Annotated in this window: 12 protein-coding genes; 10 read left to right on the top strand and 2 right to left on the bottom strand. The window is 46.5% G+C overall.

Features of this window, described 5'->3' with window-relative positions:
* The first annotated feature begins 67 nt into the window (after positions 1 to 67).
* Positions 68 to 427, top strand: a complete 360-nt coding sequence (locus tag FS628_RS22460) for a hypothetical protein (RefSeq protein WP_145325206.1) — start codon at positions 68 to 70, stop codon at positions 425 to 427.
* Positions 428 to 689: 262 nt separating this feature from the next.
* The gene (locus FS628_RS22465) at positions 690 to 2,174 is read left to right on the top strand and encodes a DHA2 family efflux MFS transporter permease subunit (protein ID WP_145325207.1); all 1,485 of its coding nucleotides are present in this window, start codon (positions 690 to 692) and stop codon (positions 2,172 to 2,174) included.
* A gap of 53 nt (positions 2,175 to 2,227) precedes the next feature.
* Here FS628_RS22465 and FS628_RS22470 read toward each other — a convergent pair whose 3' ends face one another.
* Positions 2,228 to 3,301, bottom strand: a complete 1,074-nt coding sequence (locus FS628_RS22470; protein ID WP_260871144.1) for a glycosyltransferase family 4 protein — start codon at positions 3,299 to 3,301, stop codon at positions 2,228 to 2,230.
* Positions 3,302 to 3,545: 244 nt separating this feature from the next.
* Here FS628_RS22470 and FS628_RS22475 point away from each other — a divergent pair, with 244 nt between their 5' ends.
* From FS628_RS22475 to FS628_RS22505, 7 genes are all read left to right on the top strand, one after another.
* Complete coding sequence (locus tag FS628_RS22475; protein ID WP_145325209.1) at positions 3,546 to 4,673, top strand: ABC transporter ATP-binding protein; 1,128 nt, start codon at positions 3,546 to 3,548, stop codon at positions 4,671 to 4,673.
* Positions 4,670 to 5,386, top strand: coding sequence for an ABC transporter permease subunit (locus FS628_RS22480; protein ID WP_145325210.1), 717 nt, complete (start codon positions 4,670 to 4,672; stop codon positions 5,384 to 5,386). The genes FS628_RS22475 and FS628_RS22480 overlap by 4 nt, the downstream gene beginning before the upstream one ends.
* Before the next feature lie 4 nt (positions 5,387 to 5,390).
* Positions 5,391 to 6,785: a GldG family protein gene (locus tag FS628_RS22485; protein WP_145325211.1), complete on the top strand. Its 1,395-nt coding sequence runs from the start codon at positions 5,391 to 5,393 to the stop codon at positions 6,783 to 6,785.
* A complete protein-coding gene (locus FS628_RS22490) occupies positions 6,782 to 7,738 on the top strand; it encodes a DUF4340 domain-containing protein (protein WP_186327924.1) in 957 nt (318 codons plus the stop codon). The genes FS628_RS22485 and FS628_RS22490 overlap by 4 nt, the downstream gene beginning before the upstream one ends.
* Positions 7,739 to 7,926: 188 nt before the next feature.
* Positions 7,927 to 8,916, top strand: coding sequence for a YhcN/YlaJ family sporulation lipoprotein (locus FS628_RS22495; protein WP_145325213.1), 990 nt, complete (start codon positions 7,927 to 7,929; stop codon positions 8,914 to 8,916).
* Positions 8,917 to 9,163: 247 nt separating this feature from the next.
* Complete coding sequence (locus FS628_RS22500) at positions 9,164 to 9,388, top strand: helix-turn-helix domain-containing protein (RefSeq protein WP_017692532.1); 225 nt, start codon at positions 9,164 to 9,166, stop codon at positions 9,386 to 9,388.
* A 464-nt stretch (positions 9,389 to 9,852) separates the two neighbouring features.
* Positions 9,853 to 10,404: a DUF4303 domain-containing protein gene (locus FS628_RS22505; protein WP_145325214.1), complete on the top strand. Its 552-nt coding sequence runs from the start codon at positions 9,853 to 9,855 to the stop codon at positions 10,402 to 10,404.
* 141 nt (positions 10,405 to 10,545) lie between these two features.
* Here FS628_RS22505 and FS628_RS22510 read toward each other — a convergent pair whose 3' ends face one another.
* Positions 10,546 to 10,896 carry a hypothetical protein gene (locus FS628_RS22510; protein WP_145325215.1) on the bottom strand — a complete coding sequence of 117 codons (351 nt, stop codon included), beginning with the start codon at positions 10,894 to 10,896 and terminating at the stop codon, positions 10,546 to 10,548.
* A 211-nt stretch (positions 10,897 to 11,107) separates the two neighbouring features.
* Between FS628_RS22510 and FS628_RS22515 the strand changes: the two genes are divergently transcribed.
* Complete coding sequence (locus FS628_RS22515; RefSeq protein ID WP_145325216.1) at positions 11,108 to 11,971, top strand: MurR/RpiR family transcriptional regulator; 864 nt, start codon at positions 11,108 to 11,110, stop codon at positions 11,969 to 11,971.
* The last annotated feature ends 4 nt before the right edge of the window (positions 11,972 to 11,975 follow it).

The following is an 11,975-nucleotide window of genomic DNA, read 5'->3' on the forward strand; positions in this document are numbered from 1 at the left end:
TGGCAATGGACGAGAGGAAGCATATCCTATCTACAGGAAGTTTCATGCAATGAAGGAGGGATCTATAGTGGCCGCATATGTACTCGAAATTCATGAGAATCTGCTACAGACTTTTGTTCCCGTGAAATATATAGACGTGGAATTAGCCTATGCTGGCGGTGAGGAAGGGACAGATGTATTTGTTGGTGGGGCCAGTATCCACGGGGAGCTATACCGACATCTTTTTCATATCGGATCGGGTTCGGGGGGAGCGGGCGGTAACCAGGTCATTCATAATCTGGATGTGTCATCCGAGCCTTATGAAATGAGGATCATCAGCAACAGTTCAGCACCGAATCATCTGGTTATTCGAATGTATTGCAGGAGTATTCACGGTCAGACGTTGGGCATACTGTCAGAATATCAGATGATTAAACTTGCAGATTGATATGGACATAATTGAATAGGCATGATCAGCAAGTGGATGGAGCAGGGAAGTGCCTGTTCCATTTTTTTTGTGGTGTATCCATAGTAGAAAGTCCTAAAAAATAGCTTGACAGCAAAGGTATTTTCATTAGAATTAGATCAGTGTTAAACGAAAGTTTAAAACGACGGTTTAAAACGATAGTTTGAGATTGGTCGTAAATATAGGCTGAGCAAGACACAGGGATATACCTGTGATCGGCTGGCTGGAAAAGAGTGTGGAGAACGTGAAAGAACAAACAGTAGTATCCCAGGAGCCGGCAGAGTTTTCAATCAAAACGATTATACTGCCACTCCTGGCTATTATCGTCGGAATGATTATGGTCATTCTGGACAGCACGGTGGTGAACGTGGCCATCCCGAATCTGGTACAATATTTTGAAACAGATCTAAAGACCGTTCAATGGACGGTTACGGGTTATACCCTGGCTTTGTCTGCGGTTATTCCACTGGCAGGCTGGTTAACTGACCGTTTTGGTGCCAAAAGAGTATTCCTGTTTACGATTGCCATGTTTACCTTGGGTTCTGTATTATGCTCGATCGCCCAATCGCCTGAGCAATTGATCATTTACCGTGTCATTCAGGGCCTCGGTGGAGGCATGGTTGCTCCTATTGGTATGGCGATGGTCTTTCGTCTGGCTCCTCCTGAGCGAAGAGGCTCCATCATGGGTATGCTCGGAATTCCCATGCTGCTTGCCCCTGCATTGGGTCCGGTGTTGTCCGGATGGTTTATTGAATCACTGAGCTGGCACTGGATCTTCCTGATTAACTTGCCAATTGGTATTGCAGCTTTCATTCTATGTATCAAGTTCTTGCCTGATACAGATCGTGGACGCACACCTGCACTGGATCTGCTCGGCATGATTCTGGCTCCGATTGCATTCTCGATGCTCGCTTATGGTGTGAGTGAGGGTGGAACGAGCTGGACATCTGCAACAACACTGACGGGTGTAATTGTGGGTGGTGTAGCGCTCATTTTGTTCATTGTTGTAGAATTACGTCATCAAAATCCGTTGCTGGAACTCCGGGTGTTCAAATCATCTGACTTCTCGCGGGGGATTGTACTCGCATGGGTGTCACAAGTGGCGCTGTTCGGTGCGATGATTCTGATCCCGCTCTATTTGCAGCAGATCAAAGGATACACTGCGCTGGAGACAGGACTTATTTTGCTTCCACAGGCTCTGGCTTCCGGCGTGGGTATGCCGCTCGGCGGTCGATTGTTTGATAAAATTGGCGCGAGACCTCTGGCTTTCGTGGGTCTGGGCATTATCTCGGGTGCACTGTTTATTCTGTCCTCCATCACGGCAGAGACAGGTCTTGGTCTGATTATTACAGCTCTGGTTATGATGGGCCTGGGTATGGGCTTGTCCATGATGCCGCTCAATACACATGTATTGAATGCCGCACCACGTAAGTTGGTTGGACGGGTTACACCGCTCACGGCTGCAGCACAGCAAGTGGTCGTATCCTTCGCAGTTGCAGGGCTTACAGGCTTCCTTACTTCAAGAATCGCAGACGATACAACCAGCACGGAGCCGACGGCTATAGTGCAAGGTCTGGTGGGTGGTTTCAATGATACATTCTTCCTGGCCGCTTGTATTGCATTGTTCGGATGTTTACTCAGTCTGATCCTGCGCAAACCGAAACCAATGCCGAAGGAAGACCTTCAGAATGGCGACAAGCCTGATCCCGCAATGATGATGGGACACTAAAAAACCTATTAAGGCAGTTCAGAGAATTTCTCTGAGCTGCCTTTTTGCGATCCTCAATGGAAAATACGCAAGGCGGTCATCATTTCACGGAAAGATATGGCATATCGATCTGGTGAAAAAGACAAGCTCATATGCTGTCTGCCCTGAATGCGAATATATTCACGAAGCTTCTCGTTGTTCATGAGGTCCATTGCTTCGGAGACAGCTGCACTGACATTGCCAATCGGATAGAACTTTCCAGTCTTGTTATGTGTGATAAATGAACGTACACCATCCGAATCTGTACTGAGTACCGGGCAGCCACAAGAGATGGCTTCAGCGACGGCATAGCCGAATCCTTCAAGTAGGGAAGTGGATAACATGATGCCCCCTGAAGCGGCAATCATGGAATAGAAGGTAGGCATCTGAGAATGGGGAACATTGATGAAGATGCCAATTTTGTCTTCAAGCCCGTATTCTGCCAGCATATGCCGGAACATGACTTCATCCTCAGGATTAGCCAAAATGGGATCGTGGAACAACCATAGTCTGGCTTGCGGATTTTTTTTGATGATTTCACTAGATATGGTTAGATATTCACGCCAGTTTTTGTTGTGTTCGAGTCGGCCTACCCATGCGAGTACCGGATAGGGTGGGGTATCTACCAAGATCGGGGCAAAGGTTTCCGTATCCAGCATATTGGGAATCACAAACCGATGAAGCCAAGGACAGATATGAATGAACATATCCAGCAGGTGGTCTGTGGGGGGCAAAACAGCAGCATCGCAATGGGCTTGAAGGTAAGGTACAGCCATTTGGATGGTTTCCAGCGCCTGATCGCGCGTTCCGAGTCCCTGGGCTTCAAAAATAATTCGTCTGGTATAACCGAGTCCTCTCAAGCGGCCGGGCATAGCGATGTCTGACGTGGCAATGATGGCATCATAATGTTGTGTATGAATTAAATGATGAATATCCTCGTCACTGGACGCAGTGAAAATGGGTGTATCACTGTTGTTTTGTAATCCCGACCCCGTGTTGAGATACAATAAGTGCGCTTCTATGCCATGACGTTTCAGAACGGCGGTGCGCAGTCGATTTAACGTATCGACGCCACCGCTTGGAACATAAAACGTGAATAATACTTTCACACGATTCACCCTCTGACTTTTGGTCAGGAGCACATTCTCCTGTACTGTATGGTACGTTGGCTTTATGCGCAGGGTGTGGGTGTTACTGTAATTGTTCACATTTTAGACAATTATTTTTAAGCTTTCTTTCAAGTGACATTAAGCTGAGTTTAGGATAGCTCACGTAAGATACAAGGAACTTCCCGTGCCCAACATCTACTGAAATGATGGTGCACGGGTATTTTAACGGGAAAGGATGAATGATGTGCTCGAAGTGAAACAGGTCAGCAAAGTGTACGAAGGGCAGCGCGGCGTGCATCAACTGGAATTCACCATGGAACGTGGTGAGATTGTCGGGTTTCTCGGACCGAATGGTGCCGGAAAAACAACAACAATGCGTATGATTACGGGCTATCTGCATCCAACCACGGGCTCCATTATGGTGGATGGGGCATCGGTGCATGAGCAAGGCCAGCGTGTTCGTTCGAAGATTGGGTACCTGCCTGAAACACCGCCGCTCTATCCGGATATGACGGTGCAGTCCTATCTCCGATTCGTAGCGAATCTAAGAGATGTTCCAGCCCGTGAGGTCAAGCTGCGGGTCAGTGAGATGGTTAGCAGATTGGGACTTCAGGGGCGAGAAAAACAACTGGTGCGTGGATTGTCCAAGGGGTACAAACAGCGTCTTGGTCTGGCTGGAGCCATCATTCACAAGCCAGATCTGCTCGTTCTGGATGAGCCAACATCGGGACTTGATCCGAATCAGATCATCGAGATTCGGGATCTGATCCGGGAACTGGGCGAGAACCATACGGTACTGCTCAGTACGCATATTTTGCCAGAAGTGAGCACGCTCTGTAATCGAATGTTGATCATTAATCAGGGACAGCTCGTGCTGGATGGTTCACCACAGCATTTCGGCTCAGCGATGGGGGATCAGTTCAAGGTGTCGATTGAAGTGAAGGCCACTGCGGAGCAACTACATAATGTGCTGACACCATGGGAGAAGGTGCGGAGCGAAGTCATTCAGGCATCGGATGCGAATACAGCCAAAGACACTTCACTTACATCAAGTTCAGTGGATACGGTTAAAATGCTGCTCACCGGAGAGAGCGCGGAAGATTTTCGGGAAGAGCTGTTCTACCTTTTGTCCGGTGCAGGATTACCGATACTGGAGATGAAGAAGGAGAATCTAAGTCTGGAGCAAATCTTCCTGAAGCTGACCACAACCGAGACAACAGACACAGACGCGAATTCGGCAGATGTGGATAAGGTTGCTGGGGCAGAGACGGATCAGAACGTAACTTCGGACAGCGACTCGTCGAGCATATCGGGAACAAGTACATCAGCGGATTCCTCGTCCCATTCTCGCAAAGGGGAGGACTCCAAATGAGACGAATGATGGCGGTATGCAACAAAGAGCTGCAAGCTTATTTTCTGTCCCCGACTTCCTATTTTGCTTTTGCCGTATACGTACTGATGACCAGTTTGTTGTTCTATTCAAGCTTTGTATATTATCAGCCGAGCATTGTCGATTATCGACTTGTGCTAGGTGATACGTTATCTATGCTGCTTTTTGTAATCCCATTGTTGACAATGCGACTCGTTGCAGAGGAATTCAGACAAGGGACGGATGAATTGTTGCTGACCTCACCAGCACGTGTCACCGAAATTATTTTTGGCAAATATCTCGCTGCTCTCGCCATTCTGGTCGTGCTCATCCTGTGCAGTCTGGTGTACCCCTTCATCATGTCGTTCTATGGGACACTGGATATGACGACGGTATGGATGTCTGCGCTGGGTCTATTTTTCCTGGGCGGAAGCATGATGGCGATTGGACTCTTCGCTTCTACGTTATCCCAGCATCAGATGGTGTCTGCGGTAGCGGGTTTTATTATTTTGCTCGTTTTGTGGATGCTTGATTCATTCGCAGGCAATACGGGATCTGCTTTGCAACAGTGGCTGGATCCGTTTGCCCTGACCAACCGGTTCGACAGCTTCATGAAAGGCGTGCTTAGTGGACCGGATATCTTGTATTATGTCACCCTTTCGGGTGTGTTTCTGCTGTTAAGCATTCAAATTGTGGAACGGAAGCGGTGGAGGTGAGAAGATGAAAAAATGGTTAAGTCATACCAACAGTACCGTGTTGTCCGTAGCGGTGATTGGCATCTTTATTTTGCTAACACTGTTCTTGAATTCACTCGGCGGCTTCCAGCTGGATCTGACCTCGAACAAACAATATACGTTGTCTGACCAGTCCCTTACTGCGATCAAAAATGTGAAGGATGACGTCAACATTCTGGTGTTAACCGTCGAAAATGCCAACAACACCGTCCTGAACCGCGAGGTCACGGATATGGTGGAAGAATACACCAAACGCAACAGCAAGTTAAAGCTAAAACAGTATAATCTGACGCAGGAACCTGCGCTTGCATCCAAATACGGCATAACTGGCAGCTCCATTGTGCTGGAACAAGGAGATCAACACAAAGTGATTGATATCGCCAGTTTGTTCACTGCAACAGGTGACGGCAGTGATGGGTCATACCAGTTCACAGGTGAGGAGAAGTTAACGCAGGCGTTAATGAATATGTCCTCTACCGAGATGCACAAAATGGTATTCCTGACTGGGCATGAAGAGCTGAGTCTCACTCAGATGACTACACTGCAGTCCTCCCTGGAACAGAACAATGTGCAAACGGAAGAATTGCAGCTGAATCAAGCTGGCAAGGTTCCCGAAGATGCAGATGTGCTGGCCATTATTGGGCCACAACGTGATCTCAGTGATACCGAAATGAAAGCTATTCGCACGTATCTGAGTAATGGAGGCAAGTTGTTATTATCCCTCGGATTTGTGGAAGATATGAAATCCAGTTGGAAAAACATCGATGCCCTCATGGCTGACTATGGCGTTGTTAATGAGCATGCGGTCATGGTGGATAATCAGCAGGCCAGTACGATGGGTCCCCTTTGGGTGGTGCCGGAGTATGGTACACATGCAATCACGGAAAAACTTGCTGCGAGCCAATTGTATCCGATGTTGTCGCTGTCGATTGCGCTGACCAGCAAAGAACAGGATAAATATACACTTTCGCCATTGATTCATTCTTCGAATGATAGTTACGGCGAGACGAATATCGGCGGCTTATTGCAAAATGAAACGACCAATGATCCGGAAGAGGACATTCAGGGTCCAGTGGAACTGGGATACGCAGCCGATACGACGGATGGCCAACCGAAGGCGGTTATTCTGGGCTCGTCCATTTTCATGCAGGATTCGGAAATTGCAAATGGCGGTAATCGGGATTTTATTTTGAATACCGTGAACTATCTGAGTGAAAAAGAAGATGGATTGACGATTCGCCCACGGGTACAAGCCGGTTATGAAATGGCATATTTGAACGGTGAACAGGCTAGAACGATCTTCTTCGTGGCAATTGTCGCGTTCCCGCTCATCTTTGTTATAATCGGAGTACTCTTATGGTGGAGGCGCAGACGAGTATGAGAAAATGGGTCCCAACGATATTGGTGGTCATCGTACTGATTGTGGGTTGGGTGTACGCAGCCAGTCAAAATTATTTTCGGGAAGAAGAAGCGGTACAAGCAAAGTTGCTTGGCATTCAGTCCGGGGACATCCAATCCATCACGATACATGACACAACGGAGGAGACAACTGGTGCAGCATCATCGTCGACTTTGGAGCTTGAGAATAGCGTCTGGCAGATGGTTGAGCCGAAAGCCTATCCTCTGAACGGTTACAGTGTGAGCAGTTGGCTGGATGCTCTGAGTAGTGCGAATCAGGAACTGTTGGTGGAAGAAGCACCGACGGATCTGGATAAATACCGATTAGGAACAGACGCTACACGTATGGATATCAAATTAAAAGATAATCGGGAGATCAAACTGGCTATTGGCGGCCAGCTACCAGCAGATGATGCACTTTATGTGCGCGTTGATTCGGGTCCGGTGGTTGCTGTGCAGACAGAGACGATGACCAACATAGACTTGTCACGTCGTGATCTGTTGGACACAACCCCTTTTAACATGGATGAGACGAATGTCGCGTCTCTGGAGTGGGAAGGTGAAGCTGCCACCTGGATGTTGAAATCAACATCGGGGGATGGTGCGGCAGAGCAGGTCTGGACACTGAATGGAAAATCCATTGAAGCCACAGATGCCGTATCTCTCATTGGCAAAATCAAAAACCTGTCTACCGCCGATGATGTGCGCAAAGCTTCAGAGCTGAAGGGTACCATCCCCCGATTCACCTTGTCTGTTGAACAGACTGTAAATGGGCAGCAAGTTCGAGATGTGTATCGGGGACTTACACTGCCGTCCGAACCGGATCAGATCTGGGTCATTACACCGGATGGTCAGTGGGCATATGCCATGGATGCGACGAGTCTGACGGAAGCGGAGAAATTTCCGGATACGATTAAAGCATCAGAAGGGGAATGAACAAGAAAATAAGAAAAGTGAGTATGACTAACTTGAAATGAAATTCAAGTTAGAATAAAGCAGTGCCGCAATTCATGCGGCACTGTTTTTTTATAGGGAAAGGAACCATATCCTTTCAGCATATCGGTACGTACAGAAGCGCATCCTAACTTTGTGATCAAAACCAACAAACATTGGAGGATGAGTACATGCCAGCAGTCAAAAAGGCAACAGCTATTACGTTATCATTGTCTACTGCAATCTTTGTAATGGCCGGTTTGACAGGTTGTGGCACGAATCGGGATGCCAACAATATGCATACGCAAAGTGTTCGTGAGCAAGCCAACGGGATTAACCGTTATGGTGTGGAAACAAATGGCATGGATGGTATTCGTGCGCAAAGCTATCGTATGCATAATGTGACTGACCTGAAATCCAGTGAAGAACTGGCCAAACGCATTACGGAGATGAAGGAAGTTCAATCTGCCCGTGTCATGCTAACGGATCGTAATGCGTATGTCGCTGTTCGTCTGGCAGATGGTCATGCAGGTAAGTTGGATAACAAGTCGAATGGTCGTACAAGCATGCTGAGCGGAACGATGCGTAATCATGCCAGTGATACCATGCGTGGTGGAAACATGAATCATGAGATGGGTGGCATGCGTGTGAATGGCGGATCTGGAACGATGTCGCCGTACAGTACCAGTGGAATTGCTCCAGGATTGAACACAGACACAGCAACAGATCGTGGGCATATGGGCAATGATCGTGGCATCTATGGCACGATGGGCACAGGTGCGGTTGGCATGATGCGTGGTCTGACGAACAGTGGCAAAGCACGTACAACAGATGAAGGCCATTATGGCATGCAAAGTGAAGGCAGACGTACGGATAGTACGGATGACAACACTTCAGATGAGATCAAAGGTAAAATTTCAGCCAAAATCAAGCAGTTTGCACCGAACATCGAGAATGTATATGTATCAGCCAATCCGGAGTTTGTGGAGCATGTGGAGAACTATGCCACAGATATGCGTAATGGTAAACCGGTGAGTGGCATGATCGATACGTTCCAATCGATGGTAGAGCGCATTTTCCCAACGAACGGAACAGATACAAATAACCGTGATGGTATCCTTGACGGTGGCCTGATGAACCGTAATAATAACGATGGCATGATGAATCGAATGAACCGGTAGTTTAGAATCAGACAGATGAACCAATGTGCCTTTGCGGGGATGACAACATCAGCTGCAAGGGCATGTTTGGTTTAAAAAATTTTTACATAAAAAATTGGAACATGTTCTATTGGGACAATGAAACACATAATTACTGCCCATTTTTCTTATAAAACTGAACCAACGCCCTTGACCTGACATAAGATGAGTTGACTGTATCCCCTTAACCTTGTTACACCAACACAACCCGAGCAAGGAGGGGTGAACATTGAAGGGTATCGATCATAAAAGCAAATTTTTGTTGACCCACCGTGAACGCGAAGTATTCGAATTACTGGTTCAAGACAAAACAACGCGTGACATCGCAGGGCAGTTATTCATCAGCGAGAAAACGGTGCGTAACCATATTTCGAATGTGATGCAGAAACTCAATGTTAAGGGTCGTTCGCAGGCAGTTGTCGAGCTGATTAAGCTTGGAGAGCTGAAGATTTAGTTGCGAATTACAGTTAGGATTAAGTAACAGCATGAAAGCCTTTCTCTATTCTTTGTTATGAAGAATGGGGCAAGGCTTTTTTGCTGTTATGGACCATGAAATGAGAAAGGCTAAAAATTGAGGGAAGATCCGAAACGTAGCATCGCTTGTTTTCATTATTTTAGTAGACCATAATGATTACATATATGAAGATATGGCAGTAGAATTGAAACAATGGTTTGAATGGACGATTGGGTTCTTAAATCACATTTCCATCAGTTAAACTACACAGTTACATTAGAACGTAGAGGACAGAAATGACCTGAAGAAGCGGAGCGTTCGCCTTTATCCCCAGATGTTCACCTTTATAAAAGTGATTCAAAAAATCTGGGGATAACAGTGATCGGAAGGTTATTCTGTCAGCGGAGTGGCAAGTGTAACTATTCCGTATTTCAACTTATAATAATAATGAAAGGATGAACTAAATGGACCTTTTAAGTGAATTTGAAGCACAATTTAAAGCGGGGTTTCTACCCGATTTGGAACAAACGCTGGCTAAGGTGCAGCATGAGAAAGTATATGCTTGTGCATTTGGAACAGACAGTAATTGGGTTACGCTGTTTTTGGCGGTGAATACAGAGGAATCCCTGGCTAGGCATATTTCGAGTATGAAAGAGCAGGGGCTGTGTGATACTGAGGAGGACGAGATCTATTACAGATGGGGCTGCTCCGAATATCAGTATGGTGACGATACGCACTTTAACCACATCAGCCGACTGTTGTATGCAACAGAAGATGTTCAGAAGTATAAGGATGAGATCATCCGAATCATCGCCAAAGTGGTAAATGAGACAGCAGATGAAGTTTTTATCCGGTATGGACAAGCAAAAGCAGACATTACGTTCTTCGTTTCTCTCACAGATGACGATCCGGCAGAGGACATTGAGAATCAATCGGTTCATCAAATGACAGTGCCCAGCTTAGCCAGCGAGTTCTTAAAACGATATGATGGCATGAATCAGAACGAGTTGACTTGAGTTGAGACTTTAGTTGAATGGAAATGAATCAAAATGAACTGAATCGTACCACCGCGAAAGTCTTTCCTAATTCTTTGTCCAAAGAAGGGAAGAGGCTTTTTTGTTGTATCGTAAAAAAATGAAACAACCGAAAAATCCATATCAATTATGATTCCTATTCATTCGAATGAACGTCCTCCATCTTTTCTTCGAAAATGGCTGATAATAGAACTGCTCCAATTCCTCGAATTGTGTTTCGTTCAGATGAAGAAAGAGCGCTCTTTTCGCGATTTTGGCCGCAGGCTGGGAAGAGGATTTCCGTCCTCCGGCTTTTCGTTTGATGGGGATATGAACTTGCAGCAGTTCTTCAAGTTGATTCCAGCCTTCCCAACTCAGCCGACCTCCGCGTTTCCAGTCGATTGCATAGAGGGCATAATAGGCGTGTCCTTCTGTTTGTTTGGTAGCAATAATCCAGGTGGAAGGAATGAACTTTTCCCGTTGTCTTCGATTCATTAGTATTGCGCCCCTCTCTATTCTCAATATTAAGGGTATCCATCATTTGCATCAAGGAAGCAAGGTTCCGCTTCACACCGACCCTCCACTTGAAAGTTGTGTAAAAATCCTCTTGATTTGCAGGATCGTCTTGATTAAAATGAAGTTATAAAAATGATTTTCTTATTTAATTAAAAATAAATAAAAATAATTTTCATAAAGTGAGGTCCTCATGGCAGCCATATTACGTGCGTTGCAGCAAGAACTGAATAACCTTCCGTCTCAGGAGCGCCGTATTGCCGAAGTCATTATGCAATCTCCATCGGATATTCCGGGTTGGACGATTAGTCATCTGGCAGAGCAGAGTGGAACGAGTGCGGCTACGGTAACCCGCTTTTGCAAGTCGTTTCATTTCAAAGGTTTTCCCGATTTCAAAATGAAGCTTGCCGCAGAGTTATCACACGCTTCGGATGAAACGGCATATCAGGATATCGTCGCTGGCAACCCGCTCTCCAAAATTGTTGAAGCCATTGAAGCCAATCACCTTGCATCTATTGCGGATACTACTCGTTTACTGGATTTGGGCAGATTGGAGCATGCGGTTCAATTATTGTGCCAGGCTCGCCGCATCGATCTGTACGGTGTGGCTACCTCGTCGATTGTTACGCAGGATTTCTATCAGAAACTGGTGCGGATCGGCAAAAGCTGTACGGCTTTCTCCGACTCACATATGCAGATTACATCCGCATCTTCGCTCGCTGAGGGAGATGTGGCGATGGCCGTATCCTATTCAGGCGAAACACCAGAGACCATCGATGCCCTGCATTGTGCCAAAGAGGCCGGAGCTTCTACGATTTCACTGACTTCCTACGGCACTAACACGCTTGCAACTGTATCTGATATCCCACTGTTCACGTCCTCTCTGGAAGAAGGCATGAGACGTGGAGATATGGCTTCACGTATTGCACTGCTGCATGTGGTCGATATTTTGTTCACAGGTATGGTAAGTGCCGACTTTGACCGTTTTATCCCTAGACTGGAACAATCCTATCACAATGTGCAATCTTATCGAGTCCAACACAACGGAGGTGCCTGACAGA

Origin of the sequence: Paenibacillus xylanexedens (genome assembly GCF_007676705.1) — a bacterium.
In the GTDB taxonomy this organism is placed as follows: domain Bacteria; phylum Bacillota; class Bacilli; order Paenibacillales; family Paenibacillaceae; genus Paenibacillus; species Paenibacillus xylanexedens_C.

Excerpts from the sequence above, each read along its gene's own strand:
- FS628_RS22480 (WP_145325210.1), top strand. The coding sequence starts at position 4,670 with ATGAGACGAATGATGGCGGTATGCAACAAAGAGCTGCAAGCTTATTTT.
- FS628_RS22485 (WP_145325211.1), top strand. The coding sequence starts at position 5,391 with ATGAAAAAATGGTTAAGTCATACCAACAGTACCGTGTTGTCCGTAGCG.
- FS628_RS22490 (WP_186327924.1), top strand. The coding sequence starts at position 6,782 with ATGAGAAAATGGGTCCCAACGATATTGGTGGTCATCGTACTGATTGTG.
- FS628_RS22495 (WP_145325213.1), top strand. The coding sequence starts at position 7,927 with ATGCCAGCAGTCAAAAAGGCAACAGCTATTACGTTATCATTGTCTACT.
- FS628_RS22505 (WP_145325214.1), top strand. The coding sequence starts at position 9,853 with ATGGACCTTTTAAGTGAATTTGAAGCACAATTTAAAGCGGGGTTTCTA.
- FS628_RS22510 (WP_145325215.1), bottom strand. The coding sequence starts at position 10,896 with ATGAATCGAAGACAACGGGAAAAGTTCATTCCTTCCACCTGGATTATT.
- FS628_RS22515 (WP_145325216.1), top strand. The coding sequence starts at position 11,108 with ATGGCAGCCATATTACGTGCGTTGCAGCAAGAACTGAATAACCTTCCG.